General features: G+C 66.2%; 17 protein-coding genes. 7 read left to right on the forward strand and 10 right to left on the reverse strand.

Annotation, left to right across the window (positions count from 1 at the left end):
• The first annotated feature begins 19 nt into the window (after window positions 1-19).
• Window positions 20-619 carry a DedA family protein gene (locus AC07NK_RS04970; RefSeq protein ID WP_495169447.1) on the forward strand — a complete coding sequence of 200 codons (600 nt, stop codon included), beginning with the start codon at window positions 20-22 and terminating at the stop codon, window positions 617-619.
• Here AC07NK_RS04970 and gloB read toward each other — a convergent pair.
• From gloB to AC07NK_RS04995, 5 genes are read right to left on the reverse strand one after another with little or no spacing between them, the layout of a single operon-like run.
• Window positions 616-1,344 (reverse strand): hydroxyacylglutathione hydrolase, encoded by a 729-nt coding sequence (gene gloB / locus AC07NK_RS04975; protein ID WP_495169448.1) that lies wholly within the window; start codon window positions 1,342-1,344, stop codon window positions 616-618. The two genes, AC07NK_RS04970 and gloB, sit on opposite strands and share 4 nt — an antisense overlap.
• On the reverse strand, window positions 1,341-2,414 hold the full coding sequence (locus AC07NK_RS04980) for an NAD(P)H-dependent flavin oxidoreductase (RefSeq protein WP_495169449.1): 1,074 nt from the start codon (window positions 2,412-2,414) through the stop codon (window positions 1,341-1,343). The genes gloB and AC07NK_RS04980 overlap by 4 nt, the downstream gene beginning before the upstream one ends.
• A gap of 21 nt (window positions 2,415-2,435) precedes the next feature.
• A complete protein-coding gene (locus tag AC07NK_RS04985) occupies window positions 2,436-2,888 on the reverse strand; it encodes a VOC family protein (RefSeq protein WP_495169450.1) in 453 nt (150 codons plus the stop codon).
• Between the two features lie 49 nt (window positions 2,889-2,937).
• Complete coding sequence (locus AC07NK_RS04990; protein ID WP_495169451.1) at window positions 2,938-3,690, reverse strand: tetratricopeptide repeat protein; 753 nt, start codon at window positions 3,688-3,690, stop codon at window positions 2,938-2,940.
• Window positions 3,687-4,415, reverse strand: coding sequence for an alpha/beta fold hydrolase (locus AC07NK_RS04995; protein ID WP_495169452.1), 729 nt, complete (start codon window positions 4,413-4,415; stop codon window positions 3,687-3,689). Before AC07NK_RS04995 ends, AC07NK_RS04990 begins: the two co-directional genes overlap by 4 nt.
• 45 nt (window positions 4,416-4,460) lie before the next feature.
• Here AC07NK_RS04995 and AC07NK_RS05000 point away from each other — a divergent pair, with 45 nt between their 5' ends.
• Both AC07NK_RS05000 and AC07NK_RS05005 read left to right on the forward strand, forming a co-directional pair.
• Window positions 4,461-5,357 carry a tyrosine recombinase XerC gene (locus AC07NK_RS05000; protein WP_495169453.1) on the forward strand — a complete coding sequence of 299 codons (897 nt, stop codon included), beginning with the start codon at window positions 4,461-4,463 and terminating at the stop codon, window positions 5,355-5,357.
• A 75-nt stretch (window positions 5,358-5,432) separates the two neighbouring features.
• Window positions 5,433-6,026 carry a superoxide dismutase family protein gene (locus AC07NK_RS05005; RefSeq protein ID WP_495169454.1) on the forward strand — a complete coding sequence of 198 codons (594 nt, stop codon included), beginning with the start codon at window positions 5,433-5,435 and terminating at the stop codon, window positions 6,024-6,026.
• Between the two features lie 9 nt (window positions 6,027-6,035).
• Here AC07NK_RS05005 and thpR read toward each other — a convergent pair whose 3' ends face one another.
• A complete protein-coding gene (thpR, locus tag AC07NK_RS05010; RefSeq protein ID WP_495169455.1) occupies window positions 6,036-6,578 on the reverse strand; it encodes an RNA 2',3'-cyclic phosphodiesterase in 543 nt (180 codons plus the stop codon).
• Between the two features lie 117 nt (window positions 6,579-6,695).
• Between thpR and AC07NK_RS05015 the strand changes: the two genes are divergently transcribed.
• Window positions 6,696-7,439 (forward strand): Bax inhibitor-1/YccA family protein, encoded by a 744-nt coding sequence (locus AC07NK_RS05015; RefSeq protein WP_495169456.1) that lies wholly within the window; start codon window positions 6,696-6,698, stop codon window positions 7,437-7,439.
• A 125-nt stretch (window positions 7,440-7,564) separates the two neighbouring features.
• A complete protein-coding gene (locus AC07NK_RS05020) occupies window positions 7,565-7,825 on the forward strand; it encodes a hypothetical protein (protein WP_495169457.1) in 261 nt (86 codons plus the stop codon).
• A 3-nt stretch (window positions 7,826-7,828) separates the two neighbouring features.
• Here AC07NK_RS05020 and AC07NK_RS05025 read toward each other — a convergent pair whose 3' ends face one another.
• The 4 genes from AC07NK_RS05025 to AC07NK_RS05040 are packed head-to-tail and all read right to left on the reverse strand — an operon-like array spanning window position 7,829 to window position 11,771.
• Window positions 7,829-9,142, reverse strand: a complete 1,314-nt coding sequence (locus AC07NK_RS05025) for an amidohydrolase (RefSeq protein ID WP_495169458.1) — start codon at window positions 9,140-9,142, stop codon at window positions 7,829-7,831.
• A 51-nt stretch (window positions 9,143-9,193) separates the two neighbouring features.
• The gene (locus AC07NK_RS05030; protein WP_495169459.1) at window positions 9,194-9,811 is read right to left on the reverse strand and encodes a DUF4893 domain-containing protein; all 618 of its coding nucleotides are present in this window, start codon (window positions 9,809-9,811) and stop codon (window positions 9,194-9,196) included.
• A 1-nt stretch (window position 9,812) separates the two neighbouring features.
• Entirely contained in the window at window positions 9,813-10,598 is a 786-nt protein-coding gene (locus tag AC07NK_RS05035; protein WP_495169460.1) for a 3-hydroxybutyrate dehydrogenase, read from the reverse strand.
• Between the two features lie 9 nt (window positions 10,599-10,607).
• Window positions 10,608-11,771 (reverse strand): patatin-like phospholipase family protein, encoded by a 1,164-nt coding sequence (locus AC07NK_RS05040; protein ID WP_495169461.1) that lies wholly within the window; start codon window positions 11,769-11,771, stop codon window positions 10,608-10,610.
• Between the two features lie 128 nt (window positions 11,772-11,899).
• Here AC07NK_RS05040 and ypfJ point away from each other — a divergent pair, with 128 nt between their 5' ends.
• Window positions 11,900-12,793, forward strand: a complete 894-nt coding sequence (gene ypfJ, locus AC07NK_RS05045) for a KPN_02809 family neutral zinc metallopeptidase (protein ID WP_495169462.1) — start codon at window positions 11,900-11,902, stop codon at window positions 12,791-12,793.
• 16 nt (window positions 12,794-12,809) lie between these two features.
• Window positions 12,810-13,283: a GreA/GreB family elongation factor gene (locus tag AC07NK_RS05050; RefSeq protein ID WP_495169463.1), complete on the forward strand. Its 474-nt coding sequence runs from the start codon at window positions 12,810-12,812 to the stop codon at window positions 13,281-13,283.
• The last annotated feature ends 59 nt before the right edge of the window (window positions 13,284-13,342 follow it).

Here is a 13,342-nt window from a genome sequence, read left to right on the forward strand (position 1 = left end):
GCCCTATGGCGAGCGCACAATGACCGAGTTCATCCTCAACCTGATCGCCTGGGGCGGTTACATCGGGATCTTCATCCTGATGACGATCGAGAATGTGTTCCCGCCGATCCCGTCGGAAGTGATCATGGGCTTTGGCGGCATGGCGGTAGCGCGCGGCGATATGACGATGGTGCCGCTGCTGATCTGGGGCACGCTCGGCACCACGCTCGGCAACATGTTCTGGTACGGCGTCGGGCGCTGGATCGGGGTCGATCGGCTCAAGCCCTTCGTCGATCGCAATGGACGCTGGCTGACCCTGCGCTGGGAAGATGTGGAGGGACTGAATCGCTTCTTCCGCCGCCACGGCCTGTGGGTGGTGTTCGTGTTCCGCTTCCTGCCCAATTTCCGCACGATGATCTCGTTGCCTGCCGGGATGGCGAAGATGGGGCTGCCGCGCTTCCTGCTCGCAACCTTCGCCGGCAGCGCGATCTGGAATGCAGTGCTGGCCTATGCCGGGCTATTGCTGGGATCGCGGTTCACGCACCTGCAGGATTATGTCGGCCCCGTCGCGATCGGCACTTCGGTGGTCGTGCTGGTCTATTATCTCTGGCGGGTCGTCACCTGGAAGGAACGACCCTAGCCCCTGAAGCTGTCTTTCGCCGCACGCCGCTGAGCGAGCTGCTCGACACTCTCCGCACGCATGAAGGGATTGGTCGCGCGTTCGAGCGCGATGGTGGTGGGAACGGTCGGCAGCCCCTGCGCCCGCATCGCATCGACTTCGGCCATGCGCGCCGCCAGAGCCTCATTCTCCGGCTCGGCGACCAGTGCATAGCGCCCGTTCGACTGGGTATATTCGTGCGCGCAATAGACGGTCGTCTCGCCGGGCAGCGCCGCGAGCCGCTGCATGTTCGCGAACATCTGTTCCGCCGTCCCCTCGAACAGCCGTCCGCAGCCCATCGCGAACAGCGTGTCGCCGACAAACACGGTGGCGTCCTCGGGAAGATAATAGGCGATATGCCCCGCGGTATGCGCCGGCACTTCCAGCACGCTCGCGGCGTGATCGCCCAGCTTCACGACATCGCCTTCGCCGACGAGCCGGTCGGCGGTCGGGATCTTCGCCGCTTCGGCGGCGGGGGCGATCACGGTGCAGCCGGTCGCTTCCTTGATCGCGGCATTGCCGCCGGTGTGATCGGGGTGCCAGTGCGTGTTCCAGATCGCATCGATCGTCCATCCGCGCGCTTCGGCTGCCGCCAGCACCGGCTCAGCCTGAGCCGGATCGACGACGATCGTCTCACCCGAGGCATCGTCATGCGCGAGCCAGATGTAATTGTCGCTGAGTGCGGGAATTCGGATGACCTCGATCATGGCGTCTCTCCTAGCAGGTCGAACACCTCACGCGCCAATCGTTCGGTCAACGCCTGAGCGCCCTCTGGCGGCTGGTTGGGCAGCGGGCGACCGAGCGATGCCGCCTGTCCCGCCCACATCGGCGAATAGTCGCCGCGCCCGTCCGCTTCGGCAGTGCGGCGCAGCTCCGCGAGGGCAGCGGAGGCGTAAGGGAAACGCGGCGCATCGGGATGCACCGGGCCGATTGCATCGATCAGCTTGTTGCGCACACCGCGGGCGAGGCCACCCGAGAAAAGGTTGGTGACGACGGTTTCCTGACCCAGCGCTGCGCGATGTGCGGCCGAGATCGTTGCTTCGGCTGTGTGCAGATAGGCGGTACCGAGCTGAACCGCCCCGGCGTCGAGCATCAGCGCTGCAGCAATTCCCACGGCATCGCCGATTCCACCGGTTGCGATGACCGGCTGCAGCGTCACATCGGCTTCGCTAACGACCTGACGGGTCAATGCCATCGCCCCCATCGGTCGATAGCCGTCAAGGAAATGACCGGCATGGCCGCCCGCCTCGAACCCTTGCGCGATGATCATGTCGACCTTGTCGATCATCCATTGCGCCTCTGCGAAGGTGGTGGCGTTGCCGAATACGAGCGTCCTTCGGCGCACTCGATCGAGCAGCCGCGGCTCGGGCAAACCGAAATGGAAGCTGACGATTTCGGGCTGCAGTTCCTCCACTAGCTGGCACATCGCCGCATCGAACGGCGCGCGCAGCGGCGGTGGGTTTTCCGGCGGACCGACGCCCTCTTTGTCGTAGAAGGGCTGCAACAGGGCGTGCCATGCCGTTTCGTCGGGTTGATCGCCAAGCCGGTGGCAGAAGAAGTTGAGGTTGAGCGGCCCTTCTGCCTGCGCGCGCACCTCAGCTACCTGCGCGCGGACCTGATCGGGCGTCAGCATCGCGCAGGGCAGCGACCCCACCGCGCCGCCTCGGATCGCCGCGGCCGCCAGCGCGACCCCGCCAGCCCCCGCCATCGGCGCCTGCACGATCGGTACGCGCGCGCCGGTCCGCCGGAGGAAATCCTGAACGGGCCAGCCCGTCATGATCCCCCCGGCCATTTGGGTTTACCAGCTGCCGGTGTTGGGCATCGATGCCCAGGGTTCGGCGGGTTCGAGATAGCCGTCCTGCAACAGTTCGACCGAGATGCCGTCCGGGGTGCGCACGAACGCCATATGGCCGTCGCGGGGAGGGCGGTTGATGGGGAAGCCGGCATCCATCAGCCGCTGGCAGGTCTCGTAGATATTGCCGACGCGATAGGCGAGGTGCCCGAAATTGCGGCCGCCGGTATAGTCTTCGGGGGCGCTGCCGTCCTCGGCCGGCCAGTTATAGGTCAGCTCGACCTCGGCATGGGCACGCTCGCCATTCGCCTCGATATCGTCGGGCGCGGCGAGGAAGATCAGCGTGAAGCGGCCCTTTTCGCTTTCCATGCGCCGGACCTCCTTCAGCCCCATCAGCTCAAGGAAGCGGATGGTGGCGTCGGGATCGGCGACGCGGATCATGGTGTGGAGATACTTCATGGGACCCTCTTTTGGTTCGGTCCCCAGATAGGATGCGTGCCGCGAGAGTCTATTGCGGGGCGTCGAATTGTTTGAGCGCGGCGCGTGCCGCGGCGCCCTGTTCACGGTCGGGGGCGATCTGCGCGGCCTTCTCCCAGGCCGCCTTCGCCGTGGCTTCGTCGCCCGACAGTGCGGCGATATTGCCCGCCTCCAGCTGGACCGAGGAGTCGTCGGCCGCGCGCGCCAGCGCTTCCCCGATATGTCGCTGGGCAAGTGCGAGGTCGCCGGTACGGCGCGCAAGCGTTGCGGAGAGCAGCCAGGCCATCGGATCGCCCGCCGCATGCCGCACCGCCTGATCGAGGTCGGCGCGCGCGTCGCCAAGGTTGCCGGATGCGACCGATATGCGCGCGCGGTCGAGATGCGCCTCGCCCAGTTCGAGCCCGGTCAGCTTTCCGGTCGCGAGCGCGGCGTCGAGCGCTGCCCGTGCCTTGACCGGCTCGGCCGCAGCGAGCCAGGCATTGCCGGCCTGCGCCCAATATTTCGAAGCGCGTACGTCTTGCGTCACTTCCGCTTCGCGTGCTGCGCGCTCGAACGCACCGGCGGCGCTGCTCCAGCGCTGCTGTGCGGCATAGGCCATGCCCAGGCATTGCTGGGCAAGGAAGCCGCCATTGGCGATCTTCCAGCGTTCGGCCTCCGCGACGCCCCTGACCGGTTCGCTGACCGCCAGCTCGACACACGCCTCCCACCGCTCCGCCGCCGGCGCGGGTGGTCCGGTGACGGGGGCGGGCGGCGTGGCGATCTGGGCAAGCAGCAAGAATATCATGGCGTGGTGGTAAGGTCCTCGATCGCCTTCAGGATCAGGGCGATGTCCTGCGGGCGCGACAAACGGTGATCGCCGTCCTTGACGAGTATAGTCTGCATATCGTCTGAACGCAGCAGCGCGGCAAGCTTCAGACTGTTCTCCCACGGCACGTCGGGATCGCACTGACCGTGGATCAGCCGGGCCGGAACTGCGATGTCGATTGGCCCGTCCATCAGCCGGTTCGCTTCGCCCGAATTCCAGAAGGCGCGGGTGGTGACGGTCGGTTCGGGCGAATAGATTGACGGCTCCTCGAGCCGCCCTGCGTTGCGCAGCACCGCCTTCTGTGCGTCGGTGAAGCCCCAGCCGGTGAAATCGGGCGCTGCGGCGATGCCGACCATGGCGGTGACCCGCTCCGGCTGTGCGAGCGCAACGAGCAGCATGACCCAGCCGCCCATCGACGATCCGACCAGGACGACCGGTCCTTTGGTTGCCGCATCGATCACCGCCAGCGCGTCGTCGCGCCAGGTCGCAAGCGTCTGGTCCTCGAATGCGCCGCTGCTCTCTCCACAGCCGGCATAGTCGAAGCGCAGACAAGCACGGCCGGTCTCTTGCGCCCATGTCTCGATCGCCACCGCCTTGCTCCCGCTCATGTCGGAGGCATAGCCGGGCAGGAAGACGATCGTCGGTCCGGCGCCGGGGACATGGCGATAGGCGAGGGCGTTTCCGTTGCGGTCGATGGTCTGCATCCGCCCCGCATAGACTGGCCGAATCCGGCGCGATAGGGTCGCCAGATGGACGAGCGCCCGCTGCCCCTGCTGTTTGCCGAGCATCTCGCGCGCGACCGCCGGCGTTCGGCGCATACGGTCCGCGCCTATGAGGCAACGGCGGCGCGGCTGGTCGCGTTCCTTGGCGGGCATTGGGGCGAGGCGGTGACGCGCGCCGCGCTCGGCCGGGCAAGCGCCGCCGATCTGCGCGCCTATCTCGCGCATCGTCGCAACGATGGCCTGTCCAATGCCTCAGCCGCGCGCGAGCTGTCGGCGGTTCGCGCCTTCCTCAAATTCGCGGGCGGTGACGACGGGGCTGACCTCCCCCGGCTGCGCGGTCCGCGGGTCAAGAAGGGCATCCCGCGCCCGATCGCACCCGATGAGGCGGTGGCGCTCGCGGAGGAAGTCGCCGACGACGCGCGCGAGCCGTGGATCGCGGCGCGCGACCTTGCAGTGCTCCTCCTCCTTTATGGCGGCGGACTGCGCATCGGCGAGGCGATGGGATTGACCGGCGCAGTGCTGCCATTGGGTGAAACGATGCGCGTCACCGGCAAGCGTGGGAAGACGCGGATCGTACCGCTCCTCCCGCAGGTGCGCGATGCGATCGAGGATTATGTCCGTCGTGCTCCCTATGGCACCGCGCCGGGAGAGGTGCTGTTCCGGGGCGCACGCGGCGGCCCGCTCTCTCCGGCGATCATCCGCCGCTCGGTCCGCGCGGCGCGCGCACGGCTGGGACTGCCCCCGCGTACGACGCCCCACGCGCTGCGCCACAGCTTTGCGACGCACCTGTTGGGACGCGGCGCCGATCTTCGCGCCTTGCAGGAGCTGCTCGGTCATGCGAGTCTGAGTTCGACGCAGATCTACACTGCGGTCGACGCAGCGCATTTGCTCGACGTCTATCGCAACGCCCATCCGCGGGCGTGATGTGGGATCAAATTGCGGGGAACCTTCGGGAAACCCGGCCATTGCGTTTGTTCGATCAGTAACAGGAGGCCTAGAATGATCCGATATGGCTGCGCGATTGTCGCGCTGGCGTTTGCGACCACGGCATGCGGAAGCGTGACCACCCCGCCTGCCAACACCGGCGAGCCGGCCAATGTCGCGCTTCCGATCGAGAATGATGCGCTTCCGATCGACAATGTCGCCGAGACCGCCGAAACCGCAACTGCTACGCTGCAAAAGGCCGATGGCACCGCAGCGGGCAGCGCGATCGCGAGCGTGACGCCGGAAGGGCTGAGCGTTTCCGTCTCGGTCACCGGGATCAGTCCCGGCCAGCATGGCGTGCATGTCCATATGACCGGCAAGTGCGAAGGCCCGGCCTTCGCCAGCGCGGGCGGTCACTGGAACCCGGGCAACACCAAGCATGGGCTGGAAGCACCCGACGGCGCGCATGCCGGCGACATGCCCAATCTGACCGTTGCCGACGATGGTACCGGCACGCTGACCTTCGCGCTCAAGTCGGGCACACTCGCGCAGCTGCTCGACGCGGATGGTTCGGCGTTCGTGGTTCATGCCGGACCGGACGACCAGAAGACCGATCCGTCGGGCAATAGCGGCGACCGCGTCGCCTGCGGCGTCTTCGCGGCGAGCTAAAATAGTGAGCTACGGGCCGGTCAGCGGATAGCGCTCGATCGGCTCGTAGCTCGCGCCGCCATGCCCAAGGCGGCTTTCGTACAGGGTCATTACCTCGATCGTGAAGGGTTCGCTGGTGAGCGCGGCATGGTCCGCGAGCCAGCGGTCGACTGGTCCGGCTGAACCCGACATGCGCGCCAGCGTGATATGAGGAAGATAGGCGCGCCGCTCCGGTTCCAGGCCGACGCGGACGATCGCCTGGTCGACCTTGCGATGGAGCGCGGCAAGCGGCTCGCGCGGTGATACCCCGGCCCAGACAGCATTGGGCTTGCCACGGCTGTCGTCGAACATGCCGCAACTGGCGAGCTGAAGCGCAAGCGGCGCGTGGTGGACGGAGGCCAGTGCCGCGGCGATGTCCTCGGCCGCGTGCGTTCCCACTTCGCCGATATATCGCAGCGTCAGATGGAGCTGCTCATCGACCTGCCAGCGTGCCCCGGGCACGCCGCCTGTCAGGCCGAGCAGATGCTCTCGGATCGCGCGCGGCGGGCGTAGTGCAACGAACAGACGGTGCATGAACCGGCCTTAACCGTTTATGCGGGCTGGAGCGATGCCGGTTTTTCTTGAAAATCGGGGCCCAAACCATGATATTCGGTCTCATCCGGCGAGATTTGCCGGGCAAAGGAGTTTGAGATGGCTAATTGGTCTGACCCCCAGACGACCGCCGCGCCGTACGCGACGGCCGCAGGTACGCGGGATGCCGCGTACGATGCGGGGCTGCGGTCCTACATGCTTTCAGTCTATAACTATATGGCGTCGGGCGTGCTGCTCAGCGGCGTCGTTGCCTTGCTCTTCGCCTGGGGCGGCCCGACCTCGGTCGCGGCTTCGGTGTTCAGCAGCGGCGGCCCGCTCGTCTGGCTGATCATCCTGTCGCCGCTCGCGATCGTCTTCGCGATGAGCTTTGGCCAGAACAAGATGTCCACGGGCACGCTTCAGCTGCTGTTCTGGGGCTTCGCGGTCCTGATGGGCCTGTCGCTCTCGACGCTGCTGCTGCGCTACACCGGCACCTCGGTCGCGCAGGCGTTCTTCGCCACGGCCGCCGGTTTCGTGGGTCTCAGCCTCTATGGCTATACCACGAAGCGGGATCTGACGGGCTTCGGCAGCTTCCTGATCGTCGGCCTGATCGGCCTGATCGTGGCGAGCATCATCAACATCTTCACCCAGTCGAGCGCGATGTCGTTGATCATCAGCATCGCAGGCGTGCTGATCTTTGCCGGCCTCACCGCCTATGACACGCAGCGTATCAAGAGCATGTACGCCTATGTCGCGGGCACCGACATGGTGGGCAAGGTCGTGATCATGAGCGCGCTGACGCTCTACCTCGACTTCATCAACATGTTCCAGTTCCTGCTGGCTCTCATCGGCAACCGCGAATAATCGCGGCGGACTGAACGAAGATTGGGGCCCGGCCAGCAATGGCCGGGCCTTTTTCGTTGCGGCTGCGCAAAGGAACCACCGCTTTCGTCCGCGCGTTTTTGATGCCGACACACAGGAGTTGGATCATGAACGACGCTGCCGACCGAAAGCCCGTGAAGCCCGGCGACGCCGGCACCGATGCCTCGATCGAAGAGCGCTTGGAGAAGAATCCCGAGAGCAAGCAGGCGCGGCTCGATCGCGCGCTCGACGAATCGATGGACGCCTCCGATCCGCCGGCGACGACTCAACCGGTCCATTCGCACGAGCCGCCTCCTTCGTCGGGCTATGACGCGGAGAAGGAGCGCAAGCTTGCCGAAGAGCGCCGCCAGCAGGCGGAGACGGAGTAAGGCCTAGGGCTTGAGCAGGTCGAGCGCCGCGGCGGTCATCGCTTCCGCTGCGGTGCCGATCACCTTCTCGGCATCAGGTGCCCATTTCGAGCTGTGGAGCGAGGGCAGGCCCTTGCCGCCCGATGCTTTCGCCGCATCCCATTTGTCCTGCGGCACGCCACCGACCCAATAGATCACGCTCTGGATCGACGGATCGGCGATATGGTAGCGGCCGAAATCCTCGCCCGCCATGGTCGGCGCGATATCGCTCACCCGCTCCTTGCCGAAACGCGCGGTGAACAGCGTCTTGAGGTGCCCTGCGAACGCATCGGTGCTGACTGCTGGCGGGGTAAAGGGTTCGCGTACCGTGACGATCGGCATCCGGTCCTCGGGGACACCCGCCGCGATCGCCTCGCCTTTGGCAATTCGCGCGATGCCGTCGAGCAGCTGCTTGCGCACTTCGGGCGTATAGGCGCGGACGGTGAGCATCATGAGTGCCTGTTCGGGGATGATGTTGTGCCGCGTGCCGCCCTGGAAGCTGCCGACGGTGATCACGGCGGAATCGAGCGGGTCGACCTCGCGCGCGACGATCGTCTGCAGCGCTGACACGATCCGAGCGCCCAGCACGATCGGATCCTTGGTCGTCGCGGGATAGGCGCCATGCCCGCCGACGCCCTTGACCACGATATCGACCGAATCGACGCTCGCGAAGGTGGGGCCGGATCGGATGCCGATCGTGCCCGCGGGCAGCGCGGCGCTGTTGTGGAAGGCGATGGCGTGGCTCGGCTTGCCGAAACGCGCGTAGAGTCCGTCATTGAGCATCGCGAGCGCGCCGGCACTATTCTCCTCGGCGGGCTGGGCGACCATCACGATCGTGCCCTTCCACTTGTCCTTCATCGCCGCGAGGTTGCGCAGCGTGCCGACCCAGGCGGTCATGTGTGTGTCATGCGCGCAGGCATGCATGATACCGGTCTCGACGCCCTCGGGGGTCTTTCCGCGTACCTTTGACGCGAAGGGCAGGCCGGTTTCCTCGGTCACTGGGAGCCCGTCCATATCGGCGCGGATCAGAATCGTCGGCCCGGCGCCATTTTTGAGCACCGCGACGACGCCAGTTCCGCCGACCTTCTCGGTCACGGTAAAGCCCGCCTTGCGCGCCTCGGCCGCCATCCGTGCGGCGGTCTTCACCTCATGCTGGCTCAGCTCGGGGGCGGCGTGCAGCTCCTTGTAGAGCGCCATCAGCGACGGCAGCTCCTTCGCGGTGGCGTCGCGGACCGGATCGGCAGCGGCGGGAAGGGCGAAGGCGAGGCTGCTCGCGGCGGCGATGAGGAGGTGCTTCATGGGATTCAGCCTAAGCAGAGGAAACGGCGGCGCAATCTCGAATTGCAAGCCTTAGGCGGGGATCAACTCGATCACGTCGAGTTGCGATTCGAACGTGGGCCATGGCAGCACCAGCCGCCAGCGCGCGGTGCCGATCCGCTCGATATAGCCCGCCATGTCGCGTTTCCTGTCCTGACCATAGGTCAGCGGGATGGTCTCGTCGCCCAGCTCGAGCGCGCCGAGGAAGATCACGCGCGTGTCGGTCTCCGTATAGATCTTGCCCATCGGGCGCTGCGATCCGTCGAGCTTGGCGAAGGTCGGGAGTTCGCCCTCGCTTCCGACCCGGCAGCTGAACCAGGGATAGGCGGTGAAGTCGCGCATCTCGGCCCGCTGGCCGCCGAGCTTGAAGGTGCGGCATTTGTAATCGCCCGCAGGCGGCATTGCGCGGTCCAGTGTCCGGTCGGGTTCGAACAGCTGCCCTTGCTCGGTGATCGCCGCGGCATCGACCGCACGCGCCTTGGGCAGTGCCTCGACCCACGCCTTGCGCCAGTTGCGCAGCCGGTCGCGGTCCTGCTCGGTGGTGATCATCCGCCAGCGCGTCTCGGGCGCTTCCTTGACGAGCTGGAGCTTACCATCCCGGGCGCAGCCGGCGAGGGTGAGGGCGATCAGGACTGCCGCGGCGATACGCATGTCAGGCCGCCGTCCAGCCGCCGTCCATGGTGTAGTTCGAGCCGGTGATCGCGCTCGCCTCGTCGCGGCACAGGAACACCAGCAGCGCGGCGACCTGTTCGGGCTGGACGAACTGCTTGGTCGGCTGCGCGGCGAGGAGGACGTCGTTCATGACCTGCTCGCGCGTCATGTTCCGCGCTTTCATCGTGTCGGGGATCTGGTTCTCGACCAACGGCGTCCAGACATAGCCGGGGGAGATACAGTTGACCGTCACGCCATCGGTCGCGGTCTCGAGCGCGATCGTCTTGGTCAGACCGGCGATCCCGTGCTTGGCGGCGACGTACGCGGACTTGTTGGGGCTGGCGACCAGGCTGTGTGCGGAAGCGGTGTTGATGATCCGGCCCCATTTCGCTGCCTTCATGTGCGGCACCGCAGCGCGCATCATGTGCCAGGCGGCGGACAGGTTGATCGCGATGATCGCGTCCCATTTTTCGACCGGAAAATCCTCGATCGCCGCGACATGCTGGATGCCGGCATTGTTGACGATGATGTCCGGCCCGCCCAGCTCGGCATGGCAGCGCTCAACCATCGCATAGATCGCGTCGGGCTTGGACATGTCGGCCGCGTCATACAGCGCCTTGGCGCCGCTCAACGCCTCAAGCCCTGCGCGCTCGGTCTCGATCGCGGCGGCGTCGCCGAAGCCGTTGATCATCACGCTCGCCCCCTCGGCGGCGAGCGCCTTGGCGATGGCGAGGCCGATGCCCGAGGTGGAGCCGGTGACGATGGCGGATTTGCCGGAAAGGAACATGGGGTACTCCTAGCTTCGCTTGGGCGTCAGATCGAAGGCCGCGTTGTGACCGTCAATGATGTTGCTGGCGACGAGGCGCGCATTCGCCATCGTCTCCTTTACTGAGAGGCGCCCCGACTCCCAATGTTCGCGCATCGATCGCGCGGAGAATTCAAAGTCGCGGCTGCCGCCTTCCCACGCATTGGCGCGGTAGATCAGGTGGACGAGGCTCACCGGCTTCTCGTCCGCTGCTTCGCGCAGCGCCACGACATCAGGGTCGTCGTGCAGTTCGGATGGGAGCTTGGCGAGCACTTTGCGGATCGCCTCGCGCTCCTGCCGCAGCCGCATCCGCTCCGCCGAGACCTGGCGCGTGCGGCTCGAGAAGCGGATCTCCTTCTCGCGCGCCATCACATCGGTGATCGTGCGCGGCATCACCGCCGACGACGAGAACAGATCGACCTGAAACACCAGCATCGGCTCGGTCTGATGGTCGAGGACATGGGTGAGCGGCGTGTTGGAGACGAGTCCGCCGTCCCAATAATATTTGCCGTCGATCTCGACCGGCGGCAGCCCCGGCGGCAATGCGCCCGACGCCATGATGTGGCGCGCGTCGATACGCTCCTGCGTGGTGTCGAAATAGCGGAAATTGCCGCTCTCGATCTCGACCGCCCCGACTGAGAGACGCACCGGGCCGGTGTTGAGCAGGTCCCAGTCGATCAGCGAATCGAGCGTCGCGGCGAGCGGCCCGCTGTCATAGAAGCTCAGCGCATCGCAACTTCCCGGCGGCGAGAAGATCGGCGGAATCAAATGCGGGCGGAAGAAGCCCGGAACGCCCTGCGCCAGCACCATAGCGGCAGACCATTCATGCACTGCCTCGCGAATCTGGTCCTGCGGAAAGATCGGGAAGCTCGGCAGCGCGCTGGTCACCTGCTCCCAGAAGGCACGAAGCCGGTCGGCACGGCGCTCGGGGGGATTGCCCGCGACGATCGCGGCGTTGACTGCGCCGATTGAGATGCCGGCGACCCAGTCGATCTCGATCTCCGCGTTGGCTAGCTCCTCGATCACGCCGGCCTGATAGCTGCCCAGCGCACCGCCGCCCTGAAGCACCAGGGCCACGCAATCGGGCAACGGAAGCGGACGCTCGCCTTTCGACTGGCGCCCGGCTCTGCGTCGCTGCGGTTCTGCATCGGCCATGGATATGGTCATGCCGCGGTGCAGCGCGAAGGGCAATGCGTGAATGGATGCGGATCGTGCAAATCGGCGTGCAACGCAGGGCGGCTTGGGGCATTGTCGCGGACAGGAAATGACAAGGGGTGCCCGCCATGCGGCTCGACGATCTCGATCCCAGCGAAAATGTCCGTGACCTGGGGCAAGGCGGCGGTGGCGGCGGCTTTGGCGGAGGCGGGGGCAACATCCTGTTCAGCCTGTTGCCGATGCTGCTGGGCAGCCGGCTCGGCTGTGGTACGATTGCGCTGATCGGCATCGGCATCGCTATCTTCATGGCGGTCGGCGGTGGCGGCGGCCTGCTTACCGGCGGTGGCGTCGCGCCGAGCGGTACCGGGCAGCAACAGCAAGTCGGCCAGAACAAGGCGTGCGACACGCCTGAGGAACTGCAGTCGTGCCGGATGCTGCGGAGCACCGAGCAGACGTGGAACCAGCTGGTCCAGGGATACCGGCCGCCGGTGCTGAGCTTCTATCAGGGCGGCGTGCAATCGGGCTGCGGCAGCGCAACCTCCGCCGCCGGCCCCTTTTATTGTCCCGCGGATCAGGGCGTCTATCTCGACACCAGCTTCTTCAATGAGCTGGAGAACCGCTTCGGCGCGGCGGGCGATTTCGCGCGCTACTATGTGATCGCGCATGAGGTTGGCCATCACATTCAGAATATCACCGGCACGATGGAGAAGGTGCGCGCCGCGCAGTCGCGGATGAGCAAGGCCCAGGGAAACCAGATGTCGGTCCGCGTCGAGCTTCAGGCCGATTGCTATGCCGGCGTTTGGGCCTCGCGGAACAAGGACCGGCTGGAGGCCGGCGATATCGAGGAAGGGATGCGCGCCGCCAACGCGATCGGTGACGATACGCTCCAGAAGCAGGCGCAGGGCACGGTCGTGCCCGAAAGCTTCACCCACGGGACGTCGGCGCAGCGCATGCAATGGCTGCGGCGCGGACTGGAAACCGGCGATCCCGCGCAATGCGACACCTTCAGCGGCGCGATCTGATGCAGCTTGGATTTTCATGAGCGTCGCATTCCGCCGCGAGAGCGATGAAGAGCATAAGGAACCCCGTTTCGAACTGCCGATCCCTGCCGGACCCAATCTGGTGACGGTGCGCGGGCGCGCGTTGATCGATGCGCGCGTCGCGGAGTTAGAGGCGGCTGTTGCTGCGGCGACGGACGACGATGCGCGCGAAGCGCTGCGCCGCGACCTGCGCTACTGGCATACGCGCCAGACCACGGCGGAACTGGCGCCGATACCGGGCGAAGACATGGTCGCGATCGGATCGCGCGTGCACTTCCGTCTCAACGGGCGCGAGCGGCAGATCGATATCGTCGGCGCCGACGAAGCCGATCCGGCCGCGGACCGCATCGCGTTTCAGGCGCCGCTCGCCGCCACGCTGATCGGCGCGGAGCCGGGCGAACGGGTGGATTTCAACAACAAGCCAGAAGCGATCGAGGTCATCGCGACCGCTGCGATCCCCGAAGCCGGATAGCCTCTAAGGTCAGGAATAGATCGGATCAGGTGGGTTGCGGAGCCATGAAGCAATCCGGA

The sequence above is a fragment of the Sphingomonas sp. GW821-FHT09B04 genome (assembly GCF_059418285.1).

Coding starts and splice junctions, on each gene's coding strand:
- AC07NK_RS05000 (WP_495169453.1), top strand. CDS start 4,461: ATGGACGAGCGCCCGCTGCCCCTGCTGTTTGCCGAGCATCTCGCGCGC.
- ypfJ (WP_495169462.1), top strand. CDS start 11,900: ATGCGGCTCGACGATCTCGATCCCAGCGAAAATGTCCGTGACCTGGGG.
- AC07NK_RS04990 (WP_495169451.1), bottom strand. CDS start 3,690: ATGATATTCTTGCTGCTTGCCCAGATCGCCACGCCGCCCGCCCCCGTC.
- AC07NK_RS05035 (WP_495169460.1), bottom strand. CDS start 10,598: ATGTTCCTTTCCGGCAAATCCGCCATCGTCACCGGCTCCACCTCGGGC.
- AC07NK_RS04980 (WP_495169449.1), bottom strand. CDS start 2,414: ATGACGGGCTGGCCCGTTCAGGATTTCCTCCGGCGGACCGGCGCGCGC.
- AC07NK_RS05020 (WP_495169457.1), top strand. CDS start 7,565: ATGAACGACGCTGCCGACCGAAAGCCCGTGAAGCCCGGCGACGCCGGC.
- AC07NK_RS04970 (WP_495169447.1), top strand. CDS start 20: ATGACCGAGTTCATCCTCAACCTGATCGCCTGGGGCGGTTACATCGGG.
- gloB (WP_495169448.1), bottom strand. CDS start 1,344: ATGATCGAGGTCATCCGAATTCCCGCACTCAGCGACAATTACATCTGG.
- AC07NK_RS05025 (WP_495169458.1), bottom strand. CDS start 9,142: ATGAAGCACCTCCTCATCGCCGCCGCGAGCAGCCTCGCCTTCGCCCTT.
- AC07NK_RS05050 (WP_495169463.1), top strand. CDS start 12,810: ATGAGCGTCGCATTCCGCCGCGAGAGCGATGAAGAGCATAAGGAACCC.
- AC07NK_RS05040 (WP_495169461.1), bottom strand. CDS start 11,771: ATGGCCGATGCAGAACCGCAGCGACGCAGAGCCGGGCGCCAGTCGAAA.
- AC07NK_RS04985 (WP_495169450.1), bottom strand. CDS start 2,888: ATGAAGTATCTCCACACCATGATCCGCGTCGCCGATCCCGACGCCACC.
- thpR (WP_495169455.1), bottom strand. CDS start 6,578: ATGCACCGTCTGTTCGTTGCACTACGCCCGCCGCGCGCGATCCGAGAG.
- AC07NK_RS05030 (WP_495169459.1), bottom strand. CDS start 9,811: ATGCGTATCGCCGCGGCAGTCCTGATCGCCCTCACCCTCGCCGGCTGC.
- AC07NK_RS05005 (WP_495169454.1), top strand. CDS start 5,433: ATGATCCGATATGGCTGCGCGATTGTCGCGCTGGCGTTTGCGACCACG.
- AC07NK_RS04995 (WP_495169452.1), bottom strand. CDS start 4,415: ATGCAGACCATCGACCGCAACGGAAACGCCCTCGCCTATCGCCATGTC.
- AC07NK_RS05015 (WP_495169456.1), top strand. CDS start 6,696: ATGGCTAATTGGTCTGACCCCCAGACGACCGCCGCGCCGTACGCGACG.